General features: G+C 35.9%; 20 protein-coding genes and 1 pseudogene. 19 read left to right on the top strand and 2 right to left on the bottom strand.

The genetic code is table 11. The annotated features are described in order from the left end of the window. Positions 1 to 55: 55 nt before the first annotated feature. From ACECE_RS0203530 to ACECE_RS0203500, 7 genes and pseudogenes are all read left to right on the top strand, one after another. Positions 56 to 1,102 carry a Wadjet anti-phage system protein JetD domain-containing protein gene (locus tag ACECE_RS0203530; protein WP_010244160.1) on the top strand — a complete coding sequence of 349 codons (1,047 nt, stop codon included), beginning with the start codon at positions 56 to 58 and terminating at the stop codon, positions 1,100 to 1,102. After that, on the top strand, positions 1,080 to 2,654 hold the full coding sequence (locus tag ACECE_RS0203525; protein ID WP_010244158.1) for a hypothetical protein: 1,575 nt from the start codon (positions 1,080 to 1,082) through the stop codon (positions 2,652 to 2,654). The genes ACECE_RS0203530 and ACECE_RS0203525 overlap by 23 nt, the downstream gene beginning before the upstream one ends. Further along, on the top strand, positions 2,654 to 3,367 hold the full coding sequence (locus tag ACECE_RS0203520) for a DUF6063 family protein (RefSeq protein WP_010244156.1): 714 nt from the start codon (positions 2,654 to 2,656) through the stop codon (positions 3,365 to 3,367). Before ACECE_RS0203525 ends, ACECE_RS0203520 begins: the two co-directional genes overlap by 1 nt. A gap of 21 nt (positions 3,368 to 3,388) precedes the next feature. After that, positions 3,389 to 7,822 carry a coiled-coil domain-containing protein gene (locus ACECE_RS0203515; protein WP_010244153.1) on the top strand — a complete coding sequence of 1,478 codons (4,434 nt, stop codon included), beginning with the start codon at positions 3,389 to 3,391 and terminating at the stop codon, positions 7,820 to 7,822. Between the two features lie 113 nt (positions 7,823 to 7,935). Beyond that, positions 7,936 to 8,232 carry an ArsR/SmtB family transcription factor gene (locus ACECE_RS0203510; protein WP_010244152.1) on the top strand — a complete coding sequence of 99 codons (297 nt, stop codon included), beginning with the start codon at positions 7,936 to 7,938 and terminating at the stop codon, positions 8,230 to 8,232. A gap of 95 nt (positions 8,233 to 8,327) precedes the next feature. Continuing rightward, positions 8,328 to 8,846 (top strand): annotated as a pseudogene (locus ACECE_RS26470) (permease); the annotation flags it as partial. Between the two features lie 29 nt (positions 8,847 to 8,875). Beyond that, entirely contained in the window at positions 8,876 to 9,115 is a 240-nt protein-coding gene (locus ACECE_RS0203500; protein ID WP_010244150.1) for a thioredoxin family protein, read from the top strand. Between the two features lie 65 nt (positions 9,116 to 9,180). On the opposite strand, the gene ACECE_RS0203495 is transcribed toward ACECE_RS0203500, so the two are convergent. Then, positions 9,181 to 12,618, bottom strand: a complete 3,438-nt coding sequence (locus tag ACECE_RS0203495) for an NAD(P)-binding protein (protein WP_010244148.1) — start codon at positions 12,616 to 12,618, stop codon at positions 9,181 to 9,183. Between the two features lie 345 nt (positions 12,619 to 12,963). Here ACECE_RS0203495 and ACECE_RS0203490 point away from each other — a divergent pair, with 345 nt between their 5' ends. The 7 genes from ACECE_RS0203490 to ACECE_RS0203460 all read left to right on the top strand — a co-directional run bounded on the left by ACECE_RS0203490 (position 12,964) and on the right by ACECE_RS0203460 (position 19,783). Next, entirely contained in the window at positions 12,964 to 13,929 is a 966-nt protein-coding gene (locus ACECE_RS0203490; protein WP_010244146.1) for an immunoglobulin-like domain-containing protein, read from the top strand. Positions 13,930 to 14,216: 287 nt separating this feature from the next. After that, on the top strand, positions 14,217 to 16,466 hold the full coding sequence (locus ACECE_RS26465) for a methyl-accepting chemotaxis protein (protein WP_010244144.1): 2,250 nt from the start codon (positions 14,217 to 14,219) through the stop codon (positions 16,464 to 16,466). Between the two features lie 315 nt (positions 16,467 to 16,781). Beyond that, a complete protein-coding gene (locus ACECE_RS30930; protein WP_162862474.1) occupies positions 16,782 to 16,928 on the top strand; it encodes a hypothetical protein in 147 nt (48 codons plus the stop codon). Between the two features lie 173 nt (positions 16,929 to 17,101). Further along, positions 17,102 to 17,617 (top strand): ribonuclease H-like YkuK family protein, encoded by a 516-nt coding sequence (locus ACECE_RS0203475; RefSeq protein ID WP_010244143.1) that lies wholly within the window; start codon positions 17,102 to 17,104, stop codon positions 17,615 to 17,617. Positions 17,618 to 17,631: 14 nt separating this feature from the next. Next, positions 17,632 to 17,889: a hypothetical protein gene (locus ACECE_RS0203470; protein ID WP_010244142.1), complete on the top strand. Its 258-nt coding sequence runs from the start codon at positions 17,632 to 17,634 to the stop codon at positions 17,887 to 17,889. Between the two features lie 25 nt (positions 17,890 to 17,914). Next, the gene (locus tag ACECE_RS0203465) at positions 17,915 to 18,826 is read left to right on the top strand and encodes a ribonuclease Z (RefSeq protein WP_026073679.1); all 912 of its coding nucleotides are present in this window, start codon (positions 17,915 to 17,917) and stop codon (positions 18,824 to 18,826) included. 159 nt (positions 18,827 to 18,985) lie between these two features. Beyond that, positions 18,986 to 19,783, top strand: a complete 798-nt coding sequence (locus tag ACECE_RS0203460; RefSeq protein ID WP_010244140.1) for an HAD family hydrolase — start codon at positions 18,986 to 18,988, stop codon at positions 19,781 to 19,783. Positions 19,784 to 19,851: 68 nt separating this feature from the next. Here the strand turns inward: ACECE_RS0203460 and ACECE_RS0203455 are convergent, their stop codons facing one another. After that, positions 19,852 to 20,181, bottom strand: coding sequence for a hypothetical protein (locus tag ACECE_RS0203455; protein ID WP_010244139.1), 330 nt, complete (start codon positions 20,179 to 20,181; stop codon positions 19,852 to 19,854). Positions 20,182 to 20,502: 321 nt separating this feature from the next. Between ACECE_RS0203455 and ACECE_RS0203450 the strand changes: the two genes are divergently transcribed. The 5 genes from ACECE_RS0203450 (at position 20,503) to ACECE_RS0203430 (ending at position 26,950) form a co-directional block, all read left to right on the top strand. Further along, a complete protein-coding gene (locus tag ACECE_RS0203450) occupies positions 20,503 to 21,579 on the top strand; it encodes a hypothetical protein (RefSeq protein WP_010244138.1) in 1,077 nt (358 codons plus the stop codon). Between the two features lie 159 nt (positions 21,580 to 21,738). After that, the gene (locus ACECE_RS0203445) at positions 21,739 to 22,695 is read left to right on the top strand and encodes a copper amine oxidase N-terminal domain-containing protein (RefSeq protein ID WP_010244137.1); all 957 of its coding nucleotides are present in this window, start codon (positions 21,739 to 21,741) and stop codon (positions 22,693 to 22,695) included. A gap of 121 nt (positions 22,696 to 22,816) precedes the next feature. Beyond that, the gene (locus tag ACECE_RS0203440; protein WP_010244135.1) at positions 22,817 to 23,824 is read left to right on the top strand and encodes a substrate-binding domain-containing protein; all 1,008 of its coding nucleotides are present in this window, start codon (positions 22,817 to 22,819) and stop codon (positions 23,822 to 23,824) included. 1 nt (position 23,825) lies between these two features. Next, entirely contained in the window at positions 23,826 to 25,373 is a 1,548-nt protein-coding gene (locus tag ACECE_RS26460) for a sensor histidine kinase (protein ID WP_010244134.1), read from the top strand. Beyond that, positions 25,358 to 26,950, top strand: coding sequence for a response regulator (locus ACECE_RS0203430; protein WP_010244133.1), 1,593 nt, complete (start codon positions 25,358 to 25,360; stop codon positions 26,948 to 26,950). Before ACECE_RS26460 ends, ACECE_RS0203430 begins: the two co-directional genes overlap by 16 nt. The last annotated feature ends 19 nt before the right edge of the window (positions 26,951 to 26,969 follow it).

The following is a 26,969-nucleotide window of genomic DNA, read 5'->3' as shown; positions in this document are numbered from 1 at the left end:
ATATGATATAATGAGATGAAGAAAAGCAGAATTATTGTTACTAAAGGGTGGCAAAATGGAAAAGTTTATTTATAAGATAATTGAGAGTCAATCCAAAAAGGTTATTGAAATAGCAGATATACTTATAAGTGTGGAAAGAAAACTTGGTGGAGATGATTTTGAAATCAAGGGTGGATATAGGACTTTTGCAGACATAATTAAGGAGTTCTGTGAAAAGGGCATTTTGATACCTGTAAAGGTATCTGGAACGAATGGAAGAAATCCATCTCTACATAATAAATACAGAATTTCTTATGAAGATAAAAAGCAGTTGGAAGATGGGCTTTTTCATGAACTTCAGTCTTTACACCCTAAGCTGGATAAAAGCTATTACTTTAAAAATCCAGATGTATACAGAGAAGATAGGAATTATGTGCTAATGTTGTCGGAGTTTCTTCTTAAACATTTTGAGAGTAAATCTTTGAAATTTCGATGTACAATGAATGAAAGATCCTTTGAAATATTCAATAACGAGAAGTTTTTGGAATCAAGAGGCAAGGTTTTGCTCAAGCGACTTGGGCTTTCTTTCAATGATTTAAACTGTTACAAGACACTTGAGGCGTTTTTTTATATACTGTTCAAACCCCAAGCCAGCCTGACTATACTTATTATTGAAAACAAGGATACTTTTTATTCGGTACTGAAGTACCTTGAAAGAAGGCCTGACAAGGATTTGTTTGGTATAAATATAGATATGCTTATTTATGGAGAGGGAAAGAAAATAGTGAACAGCTATAGTTTCATAAATGAGGTGGCAACGGGAATGCCAATTGACAGGGTATATTATTTCGGTGACCTTGATTTTGAAGGTATAGGAATATTCAACTCTATGGCAGCAAAGTATGGCAAGTATCTTATTGTGCCGCATGTAAACCTTTACAAGCAAATGCTTGCAGAAGCAAAAAATCCACCTTTTTTAAGAACAAACCAATCTGAATTAAACCTTGAATTATTTCTTATGAACTTTGATGAGGAAAGCAAGACAAAAATATCGGAAATATTGTATACTGGCAGATATATTCCACAGGAGGCTGTAAATTTTGGACGAAAGAAAAATTTATGAAGGTGCTGTCTTTGATTGCCTTAAGGATTTTAGGGGAAGAATGCAAAGCCTTGCACCCTTTATACACCTTTCACGAAAGCTATCAGGATTTCAAAAGTATACTGAAGTCGATATGATTTCAGTAGGATTTTCCGTCCTGCTATTTATATTAGAAAACATGTTGATTGGCAGGGAAGAGTGCAGTATTGAGGATATAGCAGGTTTTCTTCAGACTATTCTTAAGCGTTCCTATGATATAAATATGACACAGGAAGAGTCGAGGGAAATGGCATTTTATATAAGGGATTCCATCTCAGGAAGCGGGGGAGAAGTTCTAGAGTTTAAATTCAGGAACCTTGAATACAATAGGGATGAATCTATACCGATAAAGCTGATTGATACATCCTATTATGAGATAAAAAAGTCCGCTCGTTACAAATTGACTGATCAGGGAATGGAACTTTTGTTTAAGACTAGGGAGATATACTCGGAATTTAGGATAAATATCACTCAGATGTACTTAAAACAGCAGATTGAAAAAGGTGTTTTTTCCGGTGCATTGCAAACGGTAAATGAACTTAACCTTCAGGTGAGACAGCTTCGTGAAAGACTGGAAAACCTTCTTTTAAACATACGGCAAAACGTTTTGGGCATTGACTTTGAGGAGTTGAAGATCCTTTTTGTCAGGATAAAGGAGCAGTTTGAATCGGAGAGGCGTGAGTTCCATAATATAAAGAGAATACTTAAAGAGCAGAGAGAAAATATAGAAAAAATAAGCTACAATGATCTGCAAGAAAAAGAATTAAAAAGTCTTGAACAGATAAAAACCCTAACAGAAAAGCTGAATATAACAACTTCGGAACATGACAGGCTTTTTAATGATAAGCTGGATATTGTGGGTGAATACTTGAAAACATTGGAATTGAGGCTTCGCCAGGGTGTTAGTGAATATATTGACTTTGAAAAGAATATTTTTGATGTTTTGATTTCAAAAAACACAAGCTATGAGCCTCTGAAAAATATTCTGGCACCGCTATTTGTAAATATTTCACGCAATAAGGTTTTTAATCCATTTAAGGCTTTTGAACCTCAAAGGGTAAAGAGTGAAACGGAAGAAGAACGGGAAAAAGTAGACATAGAAATGCAAGTGGAGATAAGAGAAAAGGAAGAACGTGAGGAGCGGGAAAAAAGGGATTTAAAGGTTATGGCATACCTTGAAGCTATATTGCTGGAAGCATACTTTGAAGGAGATTCTTACTTAAGTTCTGCCATAAAAAGGCTGAATGACCAGCTATATAAATCTACTTCCTATGACTTCGATTTCTATAGTTTGGTGGTAATTTTACATCAGCACAAGTTGCTTTGTTTTGAGGATTTGGAAGAGATTTTAAGCAAGATGGTTAGAGATACTTCAAACTATAACATAAATATCTATTACCTGTTTGACAGGATATTTGCTGTAAAACCGGAACTGAAGTCTTTAAAATCACTGATTTTACTGTCAACAGCTAAAAAGATCAACTTTGAAAACGGAAATGAAATTACTGATTTTGTAATTAAGGGGGTAAAGTGATGGAAAACCTGTCGCCGGATCTGGTAAGAAAGGCTTTTGCATTATATATGAATCTGATTGAAAAGTCAAAAGTTGCAAAGAAGGACAACCCGGAAGAGTTTGCGGACTTTGATGACCCTGAAATATCATATATTATGAGAATTTTTGAGGAAGAATCAGGGATAATGATATTAAGGTCAGGAGATACAATGTATTTTACACCAAGAACCGATAACCGGTTTTTGGGATTCACGAACGAAAATCTCAGGGAGAAAATGGGCTTTTCAAATAATACTGAGTTGTATGTTGGGTATGTAGTAATACTCTCTATTATAATAAAGTTCTTTAACGGAGAAAACTATAACAACAAAATTCGGTCGATGCTTAAGGTTGAGGAACTTGAAGGTTTTATTACAGCCAAGCTGGAATCATATAATTCTGGAGAAAACAGTGAAGAGACTGACGAAGCATTAAATTTTAATTTTGGAAGTGTAGCAAAACTCTGGCTCGACCTTCCTACCTATGATGAAAAAATAAAGAATTTCGGACAGTCAAAAGGTACGAGGATAAGCTTTATATACAGGACTCTAAAGTTTTTACAGGAGCAGGGGCTTGCAAATGTTGATAATGACAGCGAAATATATACCACGGATAAGTTTGACACGCTTATAATAGGCTATTACCCGGAAAGCACAAGAAAGAGGGAGATTTTATCTTTCCTTGAAAGCATATGAATTTTGAAAGGACATGGTTTTATGCCGCGGATAAATAGATTCAGAATTGTAAATTTCAGATATGATGATGACAAGAAATACATTGCAAACGAGCTTTATGAATTTGATGGCAAAAACGCCCTTATAAACTTGGAGAATGGCGGAGGAAAAAGTGTTATTCTTCAACTGGCGCTTCAGACAGTACTTCCAAATACAAATATGGGGAGCAGAAACTTTTCAGATTATTTTAAGGTGAATTCTTCTCCTACGCATATTATGATTGAATGGAGATTGGACGGCACAAGAGCCGACTTCTTACTCACAGGAATATGTGTCTCTAAAAATGCGGATGGAATAAGATTTTTTACCTATACACATAATTATACTCTCCCTCATGATTTGGATATAAAGGGAATGGAAGTAGTAACAAGAGATAAACAGATTATTGGTTTTTCTGAGTGCCACAATTACCTAAAGAGGCTTGCTTCAGAAATGCGTCTTAACATAAATGTATATTCGAGGGACCGTCAGAAGGAGTACCGTGATAAGCTGCACACCTTTAATTTATTTAAAGAAGAATTTGATGCCGTTAAGATTATAAATCAGTCAGAAGGCGGAATTGATAAATTTTTTGAGAACGCCAGAAAGTCAAGAAGTGTAATAGAAAAGTTGATAATTCCCAATATACCCAAGGGAGAGGGGGAAACCTCGGGAATACTTGCAGAAACTTTTAAAAAGCACCTTGAAAATTTAAAGAACATTCCTTTGTATCAGCATAATATAAAGATGTATGAAGCATTCTGCGATAAGGCTTCCGATCTTTTTTCGAAGCTTGAAGGCTATGGAACTACTGTTGAAGAAATAAATAAAGTAAGCAGGGATATTCTGGCTCTTGACAACCTTATCAGTCTTGCAACAGATAAACTTCAAAATGAAATCGAGTCCCTTAAATCAAGTGACCGTGAGTATGCTGCAAATATCGAGGAACTTTTTTATAAAAAGGATAGTCTGGATTATCAAAGCAAAATTATTGAGCTTAAGTCATTAAATAAAAAGCTTGAAGATGTAGCTTACAGTATTGAAAGAATTAGGAATGAAATTGAAGAAAAAGACAAGCGAATAAAATATATGGAATCAGCTTCTCTTTTTGAAGAAGTCGTGAATGCCAGAAGAGAAATTGCTACATATAAAGCACAGCTTGAGACTGTTTCGAAGGAAAAGGACGAGATAGATAGAGAGTACCAGAGCTGTCTATTTTTCGCAAAACTTATTCTAAGTGAGGAAGCCCAAAAAGTTTTGAGGATTGTTGAAGAATTAAAAAAACAAGTGGATGAATATTCAAATGAACGTGGGTTACTCCAGAAAGAGTTAAGTGAAAAAGACAGTGAAAGGGATAGTATTCGTGACAGTCTGTCTTCTATAAGTACAAGGCTTAAAGATAGCAAAGACAAACAGTCACAAATTACAGGTTATTTCGTAAAGGATATGACACTGTTAGTAGACTCAGCTACTGGACTTAAAGACCTTATAAATGAAAGGGACACGCTTTCGGATAAGAGAATGAGCTTGAACGATGCGCTTGAAAAGGCAAATAAGGCTAATGGGGATATTTCAATCAGTGAGATAAGAATTAAGGAAGCTGTTGCTGCATTAATTCAAAACCGCAAGACTAAAAAAGAAGAAATAGAAGTTTTTGAAACACGATTTTTAAAGATAAACAGGGAAATAAACATGTATGAAATTGATGGAGATGTATACAGCAAAGGTGCATCAGAGTCTTTGAAAGCTCATAGGGCAAGAGTGGACAATTCCTTGAGCGAGGTTTTGGGAAGGTATCATGAAATTCAAAAGAGAAAGTTGCTCTATGATGGCTGTGAGTACTATATTCCAGATATAGAGCTTAAAAAGGTGTATGAGTTTTTGAAAAGCAGCGGTATAAGGTGTATACCTGGTTCGTTATGGCTTAAGAACCAGCGTGAGGATATGAGAGAAGAGTTTTTACACAGAAATCCACTTTTGTGCCATTCAATTGTATTGGAAAAAGCTGAATTGGAGAAGATTAAAGCAGATTCAGGCAATATTCCTCTAACTAATCAAATACTTGAATTGGTTGAGAACTATCCGGTTACATTTATAGTGGATTCGGAAGCTGGAATTGTTGCGCCAACGGGTGAGGGAAAACTATCTGTAGGTATTGACAAATTAGGCTCAATGGAAGCCTATGTTGTTTTTGCGAATAATAATACTTTTGCGTTTAATTCCAATGCGTTTCAGGATTATTTGACCGGCATGGATCAAAATATTTCAAAAATGAAGGAAAACTATGAAGCAATTAAAAGTGATCAGGAAAAGATAACAGGGCTTATTGAAAGGTGTTCTGAATTCTTAGAATTGTATCCGCAAGGATGTTTGAAGGAAATGCAAAGTCAACTGGATAAGATTGATAGAGATGTAAATGCAAATGAAACCTCTCTGAAAGAACTGCAAGAAAAGAGAGAGTTGCTTTTCAAGAATATAAGGGAAAATCAAAAGACTATCAGTGATATAGAGGAACTTATAGGTGAGAAAAACAAGGATATAGTTAAGCTTAATGAGCATATTGAACTTGCAGGAAAGATAAAAGAGCTGGAAAAGCAATACAGGGAAGAAGACTTAATTAGAGCTAAAATTGAGGAAGAGAAAAAAAATCTCATCGAAAAGCTTAATTCTACGTCAAAGAAGATTGAAGATACCAGAAATAATATGGATGCACGTATAAGAGAAAATCAGGATAACAGGAAAAAACTTGACCAAATATCTGCAAAGCTTAATATAGATAAGCCTGCAATCGATATAAAAGGTAGTTTGGAAGAAATTCTTTCAAGAGCGCAGGGACTTGAGATAAAAATAGCTGACAGTCAGACCGAGCAGATTCAAAAGTTTATAGAGAGTCGTATGAAGGATGAACACAGGAGAATAAAGGAGATACACAATAAAGGCTTTTGTGAGGCTGATTTTGAAGGTAGTGTAATATCTTTTACTGATGAAGAACTTGAAGAGGATAGAGAAAAACTTTTATTACTAAAAGACGAAGATGTGAGGATAAAGAACAATGAGCGAAAGCTTTCAGGTCAGATAAATACTTTGGAAGGAGAGGCAAAGGAGCTTAAGAAGAATATTGAAAGAAGATTTAATTTGGAACCGTTTGAATTTGAATCACTGGAAAGTGTTGATGTGGCAACTTTTAATGCTCAGATAGAGGCTTACAATAGAAAGAGGCAGAAGAACGCAAGAAGGCTTGAAGAGATTGAAAAAAGAAGAATAAGACTTTTGCGATCTGGGGAGAGAATTGAAGATTACATTAGTGCAAACAAAATAACAATTCGGAGCGAGTCAAGGGAGTACATGGACAGTCTTGTTCATAATGGCGAAAGTATTTCCATGTGGGATATGCTGCAACTTCCTGTAGAAAGGATAGATGTGATTATCAACGAGGACCGGGACATTTATAGGGATTTGATCAAAAGCCTCGGGCAGATAGAAGCGACAATAAGGGAAAGTTACGATGAGCTTTACCACGAAGCTGATTGGGCTGAGAATGTGACAATCAGGATGATTATTGAAAAAATAATGAATAATGATATGTACAATTATAAATATGTTAAGGATTTGTTCAAAGAAATAATCGATAACGTTGAAAATATGAAAAAGGGAGCACAGTTCCAATTGGAGGAATCACTAAGGGATAAGTCAGAGATTGTTGAACGTTGCTACAGCAGGGCAGAGGCAGTATATGACGAGCTTAAGTCGGTGGATAATTTCTCTAAAATAAAAATTGATGGAGTTCACAAAAAGACTATAGTAATTGATATGCCTCAGCTGCATACTGAAGAAGGAAAAGCTTTGATGACTAGGTATATAGAGGTTTCCATCAGTGAAATTGAAAAGATGAAGGCAGAAGGTAAATATGACCCTGCCAGGATTGATGGGGAGATAGCAAGGATTATGTCTCCTGTAAGCCTGTTGGACGCAGTAACAAACCTCAATGAATATTCAATAAAGGTATTTAAACCTGAGTCCGTAGGAGCGTCACGATATATTGCATGGGAAGTAGTTATAAGCTGGTCTGGAGGAGAAAAGCTTGCCGGATTTTTCGCCATGTTCATTTCAATTATCTCTTACCTGAGAAGTAAAAAGACCGGATGGCCCGATTCCAGTAAGGTTATATGGATTGATAATCCTTTTGGTCAGGCAAATGCGGGATATCTTTTATCCTATATATTTGAACTGGCTAGGGCGACAAATACCCAGATGATATGCCTGACTGGTCATATGCAGGTGGATATTTACATGCAGTTTGATGTGGTTTATAGCCTCATACACAGGCAACTGACAGGAATGAATATGAGCGTAATACAGTCAAAATTGGTAAAATCTCAGGGTGGATTGGAATCGGCGTTCTACAAGATTAAGCAGGAGCAAATGACACTGTTTTAGCGAACAATAAAGTCAATTGTATAATACAAGGATGAAAATGCAGTTTGATTAATCGATCTGCATTTTTCTTTTTGTTAAACACATTGACAATTATCTATATGAGGTGATTAAATATGGAAAATGTATTTGTTGAAAATGCAAATCTATTTAAGGCGCTTTCCGATCCTAATAGATTAATGATAGTGGATATGCTGGCAAAGGGTGAATTGTGTGCATGTAAGATACTGGATGAAATGAAGATTACACAGCCAACTTTATCCCACCACATGAAAATTTTATGTGAAAGCGGGCTTGTAAATGGCAGGCGTGATGGTATTTGGATGAGATACTCTATTAATAGAAAAGGTCTGGAAGCGGTGAAAGTTTTGATAGATACTGTTTTTGCAGGTGAAGAGATTTTAAAGAAATAAGCGTGGAACTTTTTGCATTTTTATCAGGAGGTGGATATTTTGATTATATTTAAATGGCTAAATGATCAATTATTAAAGATGGAATGGCTTAATTAGGAACAACTATAAGTGCCCTAAAACTTGAAAAATATGTTGCTTCATTTATTTTCGAAAACAAGGTACTTGATATGGAGCAGGAAAAGTTAACAAAAAGGCAAAGAATCGAGTTTTCAAGGAATCAGGTATTAGACATAATTAAAAAAGTTTGGATATATATATTGATAGGAGTGGGAATAGGGGCAGGCATTCATGGTTGGGTTCCGGAAGATATGATAAAAGCTGTTTTAGGTCAGGATAAATGGTATTCTGTATTTTTGGCCACTTTCGTAGGTGTACCGATGTATGCTGATATTTTTGGAACATTGCCTATTGCTGAATCATTAATTGCCAAGGGAGTTGGATTAGGAACTGCATTGTCGTTTATGATGGCTGTTACGGCTTTGTCACTTCCATCAATGATCATGTTGAGTAAGGTTGTTAAGCCAAAGCTACTTGCTATTTTTGCAGGAATTGTAACTACTGGAATATTGATTATTGGATTCTTTTTTAATGCGTTTTCGCATTTATTTATGTGAAATTTAAATAAAGAAAGGAGTAAATTGACATGGTAATAAAAATCTTGGGTTCAGGTTGTAGAAATTGTGTTTTACTGGCTGATAATACTAAAGCGGCAGTAGAAGAGGCAGGTGTGCAGGCTGAAATAATTAAAGTTACTGATTATAAGGACATCGTGGCATACGGGGTAATGTCAACTCCGGCACTTGTTATTGATGAAAAGGTTGTATCCTTTGGCAAAGTTCTTAAGCCGAAGGAGATTGTTGGAATTATTGAAAAAGTAAAGTAAGGAATGCTAAAAAGAGCATGCAAAAAGCCGCACATCAAATAGTGCGGCTTTTGCGTATATTAAGACTATTTTGAATCCTTATCAACAGTACTGAGCATCGGTTCTTCAATCTGTTTACCGTTAAGTGCAATATAAACACCCTTGCCGGCATGATTTTCCTTTAGACGGATGGTTTTAACCTTTGAAAATGGATCCATCTTATAGTGTTTTATTGTTTCTGAAAGGTCTTGGTATAGCTTTTCTGAACCTTTAGCCAAACAGGATTCACACATACAGATGGTAAATTCCTGTACGACAAAAGCTGAGTTATCCTTTTTACGTACAGTGTTGCAAGCGCTATCACCTTGTTTTGGGGAATAATGAGTATGCAAAAGTTCATGAGCAAGATGAGAGTTTGCTTCACCGTAGAATTCATCATAAAGTCTCAAAATATCAGGATTTTCTTGTGATTTACGGTATTTTGAAACCTTATCGATATTAACAAGAATCTGTTGACGTTTTTCAGCGGCATCTATTTTTTCAGGAACTGGATGACCTGCTCCACAGATACAGCCACCAGGACATGCCATAACTTCTATAAGATCATATCCTACATCAATGCCTTGTATTATTTTTTCAACTATAGGCTCAGCATTATGCAGACCACTAACAACGGCTACGCGCACTTTTGTGCTGTCAACATCTACTGTAGCTTCTTTAACGCCATCAAAACCACGGATTTCTTCAAAGTCAAGATGGTCAGTAAGAACTTTTCCTGTGAGTTTTTCAACAGCCATACGAAGTGCGGCCTCAGCAACACCACCTGATGCACCAAAGAGTATACCTGCGCCTGAAACTTGTCTGTATGGCTCATCAAATTCCTGAGGTACAACTTCGGAAATGTCGATGTTTTCCAGTTTAACCATTTCAATCATTTCTGTTGTAGTGAGTACAGCGTCAACATCACGGATTCCTTCAGGAGCAAACTCCGGACGTGCTGCTTCATGCTTCTTTGCAAGACATGGAACGATAGAAACTACAAAGAGATCCTTCTTATCCAGTCCGGCAAGCTTTGCGTAATGGTTTTTAACAGTTGCACCCATCATCATTTGCGGTGATTTACAGCTTGACAGGTGAGGTATGATCTCAGGGTAACGCTTTTCAACAAAGTTGACCCAACCAGGACAACAGGAGGTAAACTGTGGCATTACACCTTTATTTGATACCCTTGTTAAAAACTCTGTTGTTTCTTCTACAATTGTTAAGTCAGCTGCAAACGTAAAGTCGAACACCTTGTCAAAACCAAGTTTTTTGAGAAGTCCTGCCATAAATGGAGAAGCTTCTTCAAATGGAACATTATAGGTTTTTGAGATAAGGCTTCGAACAGCTGGTGCAACAAATGCAACGACAGTCTTTTTATGATCATTTATTGCTCTCATTACCTTTCCCTTATCACGACGGTAATCTAAAGCACCACAAGGACATGCAGTTACACACTGACCGCAGCTTACGCAATCTGTTTGCTGTAATGGCAAACCGCTCTTTGTACCAACTAACTGGCGTCCGTTTTTCATATAAAATGTTAGTATATCAGGGCCTTCAATCTCGGAACATGCAGCAATACAACGGCCACAGGATATACATTTGTTATGATCACGTATAATAAAAGGATGATCATCAACTATAGGAATATATGGACGGTCATGAATAGGATTCTCGAACTCTACACCATGACAGCTTGCTTCTTTTCTTAAATCACAGGTATAGCGTTCAGTACAGCCGCATTTCAGACAACGTCTAGCCTCTTGACGTGCAGTTTGTTCCATCAGTCCTAACTCAACTTCATTAAAATTGTTTTTACGTTCAGCAATTGAAATTGAAGGCATTTGAGCACGTGGAACTTTAGGGATCTCCCTGAATTCCCATTTTGGAAGATCTTCCATAGAGCCACGGCTGCAACTGTAGTCAACGTTTTCTTCTTTAATATAGCCTTTCATCAAAAAGCTGTCCATAGTATCAGAAGCATGGCGGCCTGCTGAAACAGCCTGAATTACAGTTGCTGGTCCGGTTACGCAGTCTCCACCCGCAAATATGTTGACTTCAGATGTTTGAAGAGTTTTTCCGTTGATTTCGACATCTCCCCATTTGTTTAGCTTTACAGGAAGGTCGTTATACAGGAACTGTGTATTGGTACTTTGACCGATAGCACCGATTATTGTATCTGCTTCAATTTCAATATCGCTTCCTTCAACAGGTACAGGACGGCGACGACCTGAACGGTCAGGTTCTCCGAGTGTCATTTTTATACAGCCAAGCTTCTTTTTGCCGCCTTCAGAAGTAATCTTTGTTGGTGCCATGAGGAAGAGCATCTCAACACCTTCATGCAAAGCTTCTTCTACCTCGTATGGTTCTGCCGGCATTTCTTCCTGAGTACGGCGGTATACGAGTTTAACCGATTTGGCTCCTTTTCTAAGAGCAGTACGAGCACAGTCAATAGCAGTATTACCACCGCCGATAACTATGACATTGTTGCCTAAGTTAATCTCTGCATTCCTTGTCACCTGTTCAAGGAATTGTATTCCAAGCCATACCCCATCGAGTTTTTCACCTTCAATGTGCATAGGAGTTGCATTCCATGAACCTATAGCAAGATATACGGCATCAAAATCTTTATGAAGATCCTCAAGACGTATATGAATTCCAAGGGATTTGCCTGTCATAACCTTTACACCGAGGCTTTTAATTATATCAATTTCTTTATCTAGCGTAGCCTTTGGCAGACGATATTCAGGTATACCATACCTCATCATTCCACCTGCATGTGGCTGACGTTCAAATACAGTTACATCATGACCCTTGATAGCACTGTAGTATGTAGCAGAAAGACCTGACGGTCCTGCACCTACTATAGCAATCTTTTTACCAGTCGAAGGGCTCTTGGTTGGAACCCATGGATGCGGTTGTGACATATCCCAGTCGGAAGCAAAACGTTTTACGTAGTTGATTGCTACCGGTGAATCTACAAGATTGCGGCGGCATTGAGCTTCACATGGGTGTGGACAAACACGGCCACATACGACAGGAAACGGATTTCTGTCTTTTATAGTTCTTATTGCAGACTCGTAATTACCATTGCCTACGTGACGTAGATAAGTTTGGATATCAACGTTTGCAGGGCAGGTCATAACGCATGGAGCGACACAATCTGCATTGTGGTCGGAAAGCAGCTGTTCAAGGCGTACTTTTCTATAGCTTTCAAGTTTAGGACTGTTTGTGCATATTATCATTCCCTCTTTTATGGGGGTTTGACATGCTTTTACATCCTTTTCACCATTTGGACCAATTGAAACTACACATAAGCCACAGTTTCCGTTTGATCTTTCAAGCCTTATATCATAACACAGATGAGGAATATGGATATCCTCCTGGAGTAACGCCTGAAGAATGGTAAGATTATCGTACACTTCGATTTCGCGACCGTTTACTGTTACTTTGATACGGTTTTGATTTGTTAATGTTTTCATTCCTTTTCACCTCAAAATACATTCGTAGACTTATTTTTCAAAATTATAGTGATATTAATTTTAATTTTAATGCTCACATCTATATATTATAGCGGGGGAATTTAAACTTGTCATCGGAAATTGACAAATTTTTAACTATTTTTCGACGAAAATTTTTGGTAATGCATTTTGAAATGCAATAAATAGAAAATATGTAAAAAGTTCATTGGGAAAAAACTATTATGTGAACGATATTAAGATGGCAGATCTAAACCTATCACGGTAAGTTCTGCTGTGATATAATTCTATTATGAGGCATTCCTTAATGACAATGATTGACAAATATATTCGTGGAGGATTAATTCAATGAGAAGAGTTGCTATTTATATCGGTGTTGCAGTTTTATGTTTGGGTGTCCTAAGTGTAATATTTTTGTTTTTTTCAACAGGAAAGTATAATCAGAATAACTCAGAAGTTGCTGATATTCAAATTAGCTTTGGCAGCAATCAAAATGAAGCAGGTATAACTCAGGATATTAATTTGCCTCAATACAGTAAAAATCACAGAGAGATTACTTGGGAAAGCAGCAACGAAGTATATATAAACAGTAAAGGAATTGTTAACTGTCCAATAGGTAAAGATGTAAAAGTCAATCTGACTGCCACTATAAAAGTGGGCAATATTAATTATTATAAGAGATTCAGTGTTGTTGTATTAAAGAAAAACGCTGGTGGAAGCATAATTGATAACTCTATTGAGGATTTGGCCAAATATAACAACAATGTAGAGCCGGAGCTTACATTGGATGAGGAAGGTAAAATAAAGCTTATTGATGGAAGATATACCGACTATATTATTGAATCTCCAGCTGACGTGTTATATTCCCTTAACAGTATTAAGTCAATAATGAAAATAAACTCTCCGGAAAATGAGTTTGCGGTTATTAATCAGGAAAAGAGCGATGATTTGGTTTATTACAAATTGCAGCAATTGTTTGATGGAATTGAGGTTTATGGAAAAGAATTGGTTGTTTGCGTGGATAAAGGTGGAAATTCAGTATCGGTGAGTGGTGATTATCTGCTAATTACAAACTTAAACACGAATCCTCAAATACAAGAAAGCACAATTGTCAACTCATTTGGGATGCTTGAAAGAAGAAAAATACAGTCAGTTGAACTTGTAGTCTATCCAGGAAAGGACAAGACCGTTAAACTTGCATGGAAAGTACATATTATTAACAATAAATTAATTGGATCAGCCTCAAACAGACTTGAATTTTATGATGCAGAAAATGCAGAGAAACTTGGTGAAGTCAGTTTGGTAAACTATTAGGTTGTTGAAAAGTTTGATTTTAAGATAATACAGTATTATCATTAAGGCTGCCTGGAAAATAATCCGGCAGCCTTTAAAATGTTAATATCTTCTACATTAAAATTTTGTTAAAAAAGATAGTGAAGTAATTTTTTTATGTGCCGAAATATATATTGCAAGGCGGTAGAAATAATAATTGCAACCTGTCCTTATTCTTTTTTTCTATTCTATCTTTGTTATTGGTTAATTCAGCTTGTTCATGGATTTACACAAATGCCTAATAATATTTATAAAAGGAGATAATAAGCATGATGAAATGGATCTCAGACTTGTCATTAAGGAAAAAAGTTTATTTGATTTTAAACCTTACGGTAATAATTATTAGTGTATTCTTTTTTGGGGCTATATTCGCGATTAATTCAGTTCAGGGACAACTGGAAAGCATGCTGAACAATGGTGGCACTGCGCAAAGTAAGATTTTAAATGCCGACAGAGATTTATATCAGGCTTATACAGCAGTACAAGCTGTAATGATATCAAAGGATTCAGAAAAAGATATAGAAAGCAATATTGCTCATTTTAATGAGAATGTAAAAGGTGCCAAAGAGAGAATTGCAGATGCAAAAATGGTAATGGAAAAAAGTAAAGAGGAGTGGGATGGTTTTAAAGGTGAGAGTAGTGAGCTCACAGCATTTGAACTTTTTGAAAAAGTCGATACTGAAATAGATGAATGGATTAAAATTTCAAACACAATAATGGAAAATAAAAGCATGGGGGAGGGTTGGGAAGAGTCCTTTCAAACAGCCAGGGGCCATTTGGATGAAGTATCATTGATAGTGGAATCGGCAATAGAAACAAACAAAGAGTTGAATAGTGGAAAAGAAACAAAAGCTTATGTATTATTGGGGATTATTTTTATCGTGGTGTTCCTGATTATATTACTGTTTGTATCTGCTGTTATAAATAACATTTCAAGACCACTTTCATCAGTAGTTACTATGATTAAGGAAATTGAAAAAGGCCATTTGAAAACCAGATTAAATTTAAGAAGGAAAGATGAAATTGGCCAACTTGCAAATACAATGGATCATTATGCTGATGATCTTCAGAAATTTATTGTTGTACCTATTAATAAAATGGCAGATGGAAATTTTGATTTTGAGTTAAATGTTAAAGATAATGAAGATGAATTGTCACCTGCACTTAAGAAAACTGTGGAATCGATAAAAGGCCTTGTTTATGAAGCGAATACTTTAACCAGTGCAGCAATTGATGGTGAACTTCAAATTCGTGGAAGAGCTGAAAACTTCAATGGATTATATAAAGATATTATATCAGGCATAAACAAGACGCTAGATGCGGTAATAGATCCTATAAAGGAAGCTTCAAGTGTTCTTGGAGAATTGGAAAAAGGAAACTTACAGGCTAGCATGAATGGAAATTACAAGGGCGAACATGCAATAATAAAAGATGCTCTTAATAAAACAATTCATAATTTAAAGATATATATAGGTGAAATTACGCAGGTGCTGAACCAGATGTCCGATGGTAATTTGGATGTCACAATAAATAACGACTTTAAAGGTGATTTTGTTGAAATAAAAAACTCACTGAGTCATATTTTGTCAGTGTTTAATGGTATGTTAATCAGTATGGGTGATGCAGCATATCAGGTATCCGGGGGCTCAAAACAAATTGCGGATTCATCACAAATGTTATCGCAGAGTACAACGGAGCAAGCAAGTGCAGTTGAAGAGTTATCATCAACTATGAATGTAATAGCCGAGCAAACGAAAAAGAATGCAATTAATGCAAAAGAAGCAAGTGAAGTTGCTATGAAAGTAAAAGAAGATGCTATAGATGGAAATGAGCAGATGAAAGATATGTTAAAATCTATGGATGAAATAGCATCAGCATCTACTAATATATCCAAAATTATCAAAGTAATAGATGATATAGCTTTCCAGACCAACATCCTGGCATTAAATGCTGCTGTTGAAGCTGCTAGAGCCGGGCAGCATGGAAAGGGATTTGCTGTTGTAGCAGATGAAGTTAGGAGTCTTGCCGGAAGAAGTTCTCAAGCAGCTAAAGAGACAACTGGTTTAATAGAGGGAACAGTCAGAAAGACGGAAAATGGTATGAATATAGCAAGGGATACTGCTGAAGCATTAAATAAAATAGTAGAAGGTGTCACTAGAGCTGCTGCTCTTGTTGGTGAAATTGCTACTTCATCAAACGAACAGGCAACGGGAATTTCACAGGTTAATCAGGGCGTTGTACAGATTTCACAGGTTATTCAAACAAACTCTGCAACATCAGAGGAAAGTGCAGCTTCAAGTCAGGAACTGTCAAGTCAGGCAGATATACTTAATGAAATGGTAAATAAATTTAAAGTCAGAAAAAATATTGAATCAAAATTGGGATACGAAAGCTTGGACGCTGAGATCATTCAACATTTGGATGAAGCAAGTAAGAAGAGTAAGGTGAACTCAAAAAAGAAAGTATTGAATAATAAAAAGAGCATCTCCCTTGGCGATGCTGATTTCGGCAAATACTAATAGTTAAAAAGTTTTATAAGCCCTTCTTTTTTCGTAACCTGTTTCAAAAGAAAAAGGTTTGAAGAGAAAAGAAGGGCTTTTCATTTGAGGAGTTTGTGAAACAAATTCCCTGAAATGGAGTGGATTTAACGACCATCAGGATTTATGCGTAAGCCTTGAGGATAAAAATATTACGAAAATATTTCAATTCTAATTTCTGGTTGACAATACAAGTGCGTATGTGTTACCATATAATTACTATGCCTGAGAAAATGTTGTTGGTAAAGGGCATTTTGAGAAACTGATATTAAATGATTATATGAAAGGAGGATTACAATGTATCGTTTTGGATATTACGAGCTTAGACAAATAAATATTACAGTGAAATTATCAGAGAGGCAAAGTATGGATTTTGGCGGCATACATTGGCTTAATCCTCTGTTATATAAATGCGATGCAAAGCTACACCCGGATATTTCTTGATGGGTTTTTACAAAAAAGCATTTACAAAAATAGAGTGGTTAAGTCCAATAAATGGATTTAACCACTTTTTATTTAGCCTCTTGGAGTGAAATGGGCTAAATGCTCTAAAGGATTAATTTTTGAAAATTATGAAAAGTGTTACATATAATAATTATTAAAGTTGGTGAGAAAAAATGAGATTTTTTAATTCAATGCAAAAGAATATGAGTTTTGCAGATGTAGTTGCAAGCATAAGGTACTTTATCAAGGCAAATCCTGACTGTCAGTACAGGATAGCGGTTGGAACAGATTCACAGGTAAAGGGAAGATACACATGTTTTGCAACAGGAATTCACGTACACAGAGTCGGCCAGGGAGCCTGGTGCTGTGTTAGTAAAATGGTTGAGAATAAACGGTACAAAAACCTTAAAGAAAAGATTTCGAAGGAAACCTTGATGACATATGAAATGGTATATATGCTTAATGAACAGTTGATGGAGGCATTATTTGATTTTACTTCAAAGTATAAAAACTTTGACTGTAAGCTAGAGGCACATATTGATGTAGGTACAAAAGGAGAGACAAGAAAGCTTATAAGGGAAATGGTCGGGTATTTTGAAGGAATAGGTATTGATGCAAAGATTAAACCTGATTCTTTCGTTGCAAGCAGCTATGCAAACAGGTATAGCAAAAAATTTAAGGTAGGTTGAAAGGGTGATATTTAGTGTTTGTTTTAAGAGTTACTCCTGTAAGAAATGTATTGATTGGAAAGCGCTGCTTTAAGAGCGAAAAGCCAGATATGTTTTTTAACAAGGTTGTTGAATATGGCGCAAAGGTTGAAGTATATGATGTTTCTGATAGAAAGAATAAGACGTTGAATGTCTCTGAAATAAACAAGAGAAATCATAGAATGATCATAAATGACAAGAAGTATTTTATATGCTCAATAAGTGATGCTGGTGAGAAAAGAAAAGCTATATAGAATTGACAAGGGAGATATAATTGTTATGCTTGATGTTTGTTTATTGGGAACTGGGGGGATGATTCCTCTGCCTGAAAGGTGGCTTACGGCTTTTTTGGTGAGATATAATGGAAGAATGGTTTTGATAGATTGTGGTGAAGGTACTCAAATACCGTTAAGAAAGGCTGAATGGGGTTTTAAATCAATAGATGCTATTTTATTTACACATTATCATGCTGACCACACGGCAGGGCTTCCAGGATTGCTTCTTACATTAGGCAATTCCGGAAGAGAAGAACCGTTAACTTTGGTGGGACCTCCAGGTCTTAAAAATGTAGTTGAAGGGTTAACGGTTGTTTCACCTCAGTTGCCTTATGAGCTTAGGCTAATTGAATTAAAAGAAGACCAATGCTCTGAAATATTAATTAGCGGGCTTTCTATTAAAAGCATGCCGGTTGATCATTCAATTCCATGTCTTTCGTATTGTATTGAGCTTAAAAGGCAGGGTAAATTCGAAGTTGAACGTGCCAGGAATTTAAATATTCCCGTAACTTTCTGGGGTAGCCTGCAGAAAGGTGATAGCATAACCTTTGAAGGAAGGACTATAAGCCCTGATATGGTTATGGGGAAAGAGAGAAAAGGTATAAAAGTTTGTTACTGCACTGATACTAGACCAACTGAGGCTTTGGAGGATTTTGTTAAGAATGCAGATTTGTTTGTGTGTGAAGGCATGTATGGTGGAGAGGAAGAATCGAGCAAGGCCGTACAGAAAAAGCACATGACTTTTATAGAAGCAGCTACGCTGGCAAGTAAAGGTGAGGTTAAGGAGTTGTGGTTAACCCATTACAGTCCATCACTGACAGACCCTGAAGAATTTATTGAAAATACGAGAATGGTATTTAAAAATACTTTGGCAGGAAAGGATCTAATTTCAAAAACGTTAAAGTATTCGGATTAAATAAAGTGAATTTTATACAAAAATTGCAGAAAAGTATTTGACTTTTCTGCAATTTTTGTAATGAGTTTTAATTGGTTTTACAAAGGAAAATATATAATGTAAAATAATTTATAGAATTTAGGAATGCTGGAAATATAACTTTGGTAAAGGTGTTGAAGAATGATTAAACTAATAGCTACGGATATTGATGGGACATTATTAAATGGAGATGGCGAATTGCCAAGTGGATTTACTGAACTCGTATTGAGGCTTGAGAATAAAGGCGTTTATTTTGCTATAGCAAGTGGACGCCAGTATCATACATTGTTAAACGATTTTGCTTCATTAAAGGATAAGCTTATTTTTATAGCAGAGAACGGTGCACTTGTAATGCATCATGGAAAGGAACTTTTTTTTCGGGCATTGGAAAGACATAAAGTAGAGGGTATAATTAAAGACATAAGAAACGCTGGAGACCGGGATATAGTTCTATGTGGGAAAAAAACTGCGTATGTTGAAACAACCAATACTGAATTTGAAGCAGAGGTTAGAAAATATTATTTTAACTGTGAATTGGTGCATGATTTGCTGGATGTAGAGGATGACATACTTAAAATTGCCCTTTATGACTATATAGGGTCTCAGGAGAATTCATATGATATGTTTAGCAGCAGATGGCAGCAGGAAGTAAATGTTATTGTTTCCGGCAAGCATTGGATGGACTTTGGCAGGCCGGATGTCGACAAAGGTATTTCAATAAAGTATTTGCAGGATAAGCTTGGAGTGAGTTGTAAGGAAACAATGGTTTTTGGAGATTATTTCAACGATGTGCCCATGATGGAGGCAGCATATTACAGCTATGCTATGAAGAATGCCCCTTCAGAAGTAAAAGCACAGGCTCGTTTTGAAGCTCCTTCGAATATTGAAGAAGGAGTATTGAAGGTTATTGATGATATGGAAGAAAAGGGGTTTATATAGTAATAGGAAAATACAAGATAAAAGTCGGAGCATACTACGTTGATATGTTCCGACTTTTGTAGTTCTTATCAAATTACTGCATAGACTTCAACTGTAAATTGCTTGCTATCAGCGTTTTCTGGGTTAGCTATGTACAAGTTTCTGCATTTATCAATGTGTGTATCTTCTTGCTTGTTGTTATAAACATCTTTATACCAGGTAGGATCTTTGGCAGCACTTTTGTCCTGCATGACATCGAACCTTATTGGATCTGGATTAGGATGATTAATTACTTTAAATAGAAAGTATTTTGTGCCATCAGGCATGGAATCAGTCGAAAAATTACCGCTTGAACGATGGGATTGGCCTGATTGAGGTTGAGGTTCGGATACTACTGTTGCTAATAAAACGTTTGACATAGAGTTCATCTCCTTTAAATTTTTTTAATCAATTAAACTTAGGAATGCTGAGAATATAACCTCGGCTGTTCCTTACACTTATATGTTACAAAAATAATTGAAATTTGTCTTTTGAGTTTCTTAAGATGTAAGAAATATAAGGTGAATGGTATATTTTTTGAGCTGAATGGATTCTAGTCTCAGAAACTTTATAATAACTTTTTAATAATATACCGATAATTATAATAGATGTTTTTATACAAATGAAAAAAGGAACTTAGAGTTCTTCAAGGATGAATATAAATGAGTTTGGTCTCATAAAAGCAAGGAGGCGGCATTTTTATGAGAATAGGAGAATCCTCTGTTACTATGGCATCTAAGTCGACATATATGGAGAGTCATATTGAGGAGGAGACTTTGAAATTCTGGGTTGGCAGCAGACCGGACTTTGAAGCTCAAAAGCTTCAGAACCCAGCGGTAAAGAAAAATATCAGCGATATTCTGGAAATTTCTAAAGAAGGAAGAGGTGAACTGCAAAGGTCTGAGGCTGCGAAAGAAGAGGATGAAATAGACGGTGAACTCAGCAGCGAAGATAGGCGTAAAATTATGCTAATAGAAAAATTCATAGAAGTTTTTTCTGGTAGAAAAGTAAAACTTCAAGTAGCAGGGAAAATAAAGGAATTAGCTAATAGGAAAAATATTGATATTAGTAATCTGCCAGCAAAAAATGAAAACGTACAAAACAGAAGCGGCTGGGGATTGGAATATGATTATCGTAAGCAGTACTACGAAAAAGAGACAATGACATTTTCTGCAAAGGGAATGGTAAAAACATCAGATGGACGAAACATAGAATTTAAAATAGATCTGGATATGAAAAGAGAGTATACTTCTTATGAGAGCAAATCGATAAGAGCCGGAGATGCTAAAGTCATCGACCCTCTGGTAATAAATCTGAACAATAATACCTTAAAACTATCCAACAATAAAATAGGCTTTGATCTTAATTTTGATGGAGTAACAGAGCAGATTTCTTTTGTTTCAAAGGAAAGCGGCTTTTTGGCATTGGATTTAAACAACGACGGAATAATAAATGATGGAAAAGAGCTTTTTGGTCCTCAGTCCGGGGATGGTTTTTCAGAACTTGAAAAGTATGATTCTGATAGCAATGGGTGGATTGATGAAAATGATGCCGTTTTCAGTAAGCTAAAAATATGGGTAAAAGATGACTTGGGAAAGGATATGCTGTTTTCTCTTGCGGACAAGGGCATAGGTGCATTATATATTGGAAATATAAATACACAGTTTAGCTTAAAGGACACTTCAAATAACCTAAATGGGGAAATCCAGAAGACCGGTATATTCTTAAGAGAAAATGGGACATCGGGAACTATTCAGCATATAAATCTTGCAGTCTAATAAATTCAAAAGGAATTTTAAATGTATAATGTTTTGGAAAAATCTTGAGTTTGTGTTATAATTATATTGCGCATATCACGGTATTACGAGGCGAATATAATTATTGATTATTTTTAAAAAATTATAAATAATTTTTATGTTATTTGAGGAGGTATTTTAATGAAAATTAAAAGGGTTTTTAGTGTGTTGGTGACAGGTGTACTAGTTGCTGTGCTTCTTTTTGGTATGACAACGGTTACGTTTGCTGAAGGGGCAGGGACAACAGTTGTGCTTCAGGTAAATAGTACGACTGCTACAATTAATGGCAAAAGTACGACTTTAGATGTTCCTCCATATGTTGATCCTTCAAGTAATAGAACTCTCGTGCCTTTAAGATTTATATCCGAATCGCTGGGATACATAGTTATATGGAACGGACAAAATAAATCCATAGAGATATTGAATAAAGTAAAAATGGATTCGTATGATTATTCCTATAAAGATGAAGATACAGGAGAAACGGTAGAAAATTATAGATCATTGAATACATACAAGTATGCAAAATTATCACTTGGCAGCAATATTGCAACTGTTTGTAATAACTATGTATATGGTGAATATTCAGAACTTTCGAACATGACTATAGAACAGGCTCCAGTAATTAAAAACAGCAGGACAATGCTTCCTATAAGATTTGTAGCAGAACAAATGAATTTAAATGTTATTTGGGATAGCAAAACTAAGAAAATAACCCTTTCTCCTAAGGGCGAAGGCTACACTCCACAAGCAATAGAGACTGCCTTGGAAAAATTCGTAAAACCAGCTGGCAAAGAAGCAGTCAACGTAGAAAATGATCCTGCTTATGTAAAATCTGAAAAACCTCAAAATTACTTTATTAAAGTAAGTAAGGATATTGTAAATATTGATGTAGTAGTTAAATCATCTGGTTCAGGTGAAGTTGTGTTAAGCGGGAGGGTTGTCGGTTTAAAAAATGATAAGGCATATTTAGGATACAAATTAACTGGCCAGGAAGATGCGGAACATGATGGGTATTTGCAAGTAGTAGATAATAGTCTAGTTTTGTACTATACAGACTTGAAGGGTGAGAAATGTTCAGTTACTTTCCCTAATCCATAATTAACGATATGCTGCTTTGAAAATCTGTAATATAATTAGCAAAATTCACATTTATATCTATATGCTCATATTTTGTTAAAATTATTTGTATAATTGTAGCTATGCAGTAATGGAGGTGGCTATGAAGAAGAAATATTACATTTTTCTTTTATCAATTATAATTCTAACTATAGTCTTTGTTACGTCTTATATATATTATGGCATAAATACTGCTCTCTCTGATGCCGGCCAAATTGAAGAGATAATAGTACCTGGAAATGAACCGGAATATCACTTTTCTATGATTTGTGAAAATTTAGAAGATTCTCTTTGGCTTTCGGTAAAAAATGGAGTTGAGAAAGCATCGGAGGAATTTAACGTAGCGGTTGAGTTCAATGGACCAAACGTCGTGAATGGAAGTGATGAACAAAAATATATGAATATTGCAATTGCCTCCAGACTAGATGGGATTATTACTCATGTTTGGGATGAAAAAGAAGCAGGAGAACTTATAGATTGTGCTGTAGAAAAATGTATGCCTGTAGTAACTATAGGTACGGATGCAGAAAACAGTAAGAGGGCTGCTTTTGTAGGAGTAAATGCCTATGATTCAGGAGTGCAGCTGGGAAGAATGTTGCTTGCGGCAGCGGGAGATCAGTCAAATGCAGCGGTTCTTATCAGTAAAGGCCAGATTGATGAGACTGTGCAGAAGAATCTGATGATTTTGGGTATCAAGGATTCTGTGAAGGATTACCCAAATATAAAAATAACAACTATTGAGTATGACAGCACGGACATCCTTAATATAGAAGATACCATAAGGGATTTGATTCAAAATCCCAATGGACTGGATTCCATTATATGTACAACATCAAAGGACACTACGCTGGTTGTACAGAGATTAATTGACTTGAATAAAATGGATTACAATATTATAGGTAGCGGGTATTCTCCCCAATTGTTGCGTTATATTGATAAGAGGGTAGTTTTTGGGACTGTCAGTGCAGATTACGAGCAAATGGGCTATGATGCCATCAAAGCTATGGTGCAAATTAAAAAAATTGGCAGGACATCGGCTTATTTCAAGGTTAATACTATGGTAATTACAGGAGAGAATATTTCAGAATATATAAAGTCTGGAGAAGAATAAAATGCGGCTTTGGAGAGGTCTTAGGAAACTATGGAGCAGGAATAAATTAAAAAAGAGGCTCATAACATACTTTATGGCTACTATAGTTATTATGGGCGTTATAAATATATATCCCTATTACGGAATAAACATGCTTATGAGAAAGATGAGCACAACATTTGAGATGAACGTAAAATTGAATAACCTAAGTAAGTGTTTGAAGAATTTGAATCTTTCGTATGAGGATTATCTTGCTACGAAGTATTCCAAAAGCCTCGGCAACTATTACCAATATTCAAATGAACTTAAGAAAGATGTAGAATCAATCAATACCCACTATTCAAATGTACAAAATATACTGATGCTCAAGGATATCAAATATATGATTTCAACTTATTTTGAAGAAACAGATGCAGCAGTGACTGCAAGAAGGGGCAGAGCAGTTGAGGAATACCTTTTACACTATAGTGAAAGTAAGAAAATCTATAATTATATTAACGAGTATATTCAAAAGCTTAATAATAATTTACTGCTGCAGAATACTGACAGCTATTTGTCAGTCAAGAACAGTTCAAATATAGTTCAGACGCTTAATATTGGCTTGATTGCTTTTGTTATATTCTTAAACATAATGATGATTTTATGGTATACCTACAGTATAACGAAGCCTATTTCAGAACTTTCAAGGGCTGCTGATGAAATTACGCACGGTAATTTTGATGTTCCGGAAGTAATGGTGGGGTCTAAAGATGAAATAGGTGTAATGGCGGAAGCATTTAATCGTATGACAGAAAGTATAAGGCAATATATTACTCAGATAAAGGAAAAGGCTGAACTTGAGAGCAGGCTTAATGAGCGGGAAATGGAAAATCTTCTGATGAAGAGCAATCTCAGGGAGGCAGAACTCCATGCACTGCAAGCGCAGATTAACCCTCATTTCTTGTACAATACACTTAATACAGGCGCACAGCTAGCAATGCTTGAAGGTGCGGATCGAGCCTGCATGTTTATTGAAAATGCAGCTGAACTTTTTAGATATAATATCAGAAATCTGGATAGACCTGTTACAATTAGCGAGGAGCTAAAGAACATTGAAAACTATGTACACTTGATAAAAGTACGCTTTTCTGACACGGTAGAGTTTTCGCTCTATAGTGATGAGAGTATTCTTAATGTAAAAATTCCGTGTATGATACTTCAGCCTATTGTTGAAAATGCCTTTATTCATGGCATTGGTGATGTTGAATATGTGGGAAGGATATGGATAAAGGCGATAAGGAACGGGCAATATGCCCAAATTTCAATAAAAGATAATGGAAAGGGAATGTCAGAAGAAAAGATCAGTGAGATATTGAACGGGAAGTCAAGCGGCAGGGAAGTGAGTTTAAGTACAAATAGAGGGCATACAAACGGGATAGGAATGAATAATATACTCAGCCGGTTAAAGATTTTCTACAATGATGACAAAATTATGGAGATATATAGTGAGCCGGGGAACGGGACAGAGGTTATATTAAATATACCATTAACTAGTTTTACCCAGGAGGAATCGGAATGTTTAGGGTCATGATAGCTGATGATGAAAGGATTGCAATTGATTCGCTAAAATATATAATTGATAAAAACTTCAACAATGTTGAAATTATTGCCACTGCCAGATCCGGACGTGAAGCTATAGAAAAAGTTGAATATAGTGTGCCGGACATTGTGTTTATGGATATTAAAATGCCTGGAATTAATGGAATTGAGACTATAAGGGAGATTAAGAAACTCCACAGGCATGTAGTTTTTATTATTTTGAGTGCCTTTGACCAGTTTGAGTTTGCAAAGGAAGCTGTAAACCTTGGGGTTATAGAATACCTTTTAAAACCGGCTAACCGCAAAAAGGTAGTGGAAGCCTTAAATAAAGCAATTGATATTGTTAAGGCTGAAAAGGAAAACCGCAAAAATATGCTTGAATTGAAGGAGAAGATAGAGAGGATACAGCCAGTTCTTGAAAATGGTTTTATTTACTCTTTAGTAATGTTTGATAATAATAAGAAAGAACTTCTGAATTACCGGGAGCTTTTAAGTATAGAAGAAAACAACGGATATGTGATGACGATTGAGTTTAGCTATGAAGAGGATAAAGAGGGTCTGGTCGATAGGATAGGAAATAATTTAAAAAGCAGGAAAGTATATTCGCTTTTTAGAGACACAGTAAGTAATATAGGAAAATGTATAGTAGGACCTCTGATGCTAAATCGTGTAGTTGTGTTTGTACCGGTAGCTTACATGACTGAGGATTCGGCTTTTGTACAGCGAGCTGCAATTGCTTTTGCTGAGACGCTTTCAAAGCATCTTTCCGGTAAATTGGAATGTGGTTTGAAAATAGGTATAGGCAATCAGAAAAGTTTTGAAACAATGTCAGCCTCGTATGAGGAAGCGTTGAAAGCACTTCGTTCATTAAATGGCACCGGTATCAAGCATTTTATGGATATAACGCTTGTAAACACTCAAGGGTATCCTGAACACAAAGAAAAACTCCTTATGCAAAGTGTAGCTCTAGGAGATAAGGGTGAGAGTATAGAAGCCTTTAATTGTATTTTTGACTGGTTATCGGGTGTATATAATGGACAGCACCTAAGGATAAAGAACAAGCTGTTGGAACTTTTATTCCTTGTACAACGGATGGCTGGAAAATATGATAGTGAGACAGATGGAAATGAAACTGATTTCCTTGAAGAGATGCTTTCTATAGAGGATATGACTGAATTGAGGCTCTGGGGCAAAAGAATAGTAGAGGATGTTGCAGGCAAGATAAATGTATACCGCAGCTATAAAACCGGCGAACTTATTACAAGGGCAAAGGAATATATAGAAGCAAATTATGCGAAATCTATAACATTAGAGGATATATCAAATGAAATAAATGTAAGTCCTCAATACTTAAGCAAGCTTTTTAAAGAGGAGACTGGTGAAAACTTTATTGACTATCTCACAGGAATAAGGATCAGAATTGCAAAGGATTTGTTGGAGAATAAGAATTCGAGTATAAAGGAAATCTGCTACAATACGGGCTACAGTGATCCGAATTATTTCAGCAGGATATTTAAGAAGATTGTAGGAGTTACACCTACGGAATACAAGGGGACTTTTACGGCTTAATAATAAAATCTTGGGGGGA

The sequence above is a fragment of the Acetivibrio cellulolyticus CD2 genome, from assembly GCF_000179595.2.
Taxonomy (GTDB): domain Bacteria; phylum Bacillota; class Clostridia; order Acetivibrionales; family Acetivibrionaceae; genus Acetivibrio; species Acetivibrio cellulolyticus.
The sequence above is the reverse complement of the archived record's forward strand: the minus strand, read 5'-3'. Positions and strand labels throughout refer to the sequence as shown.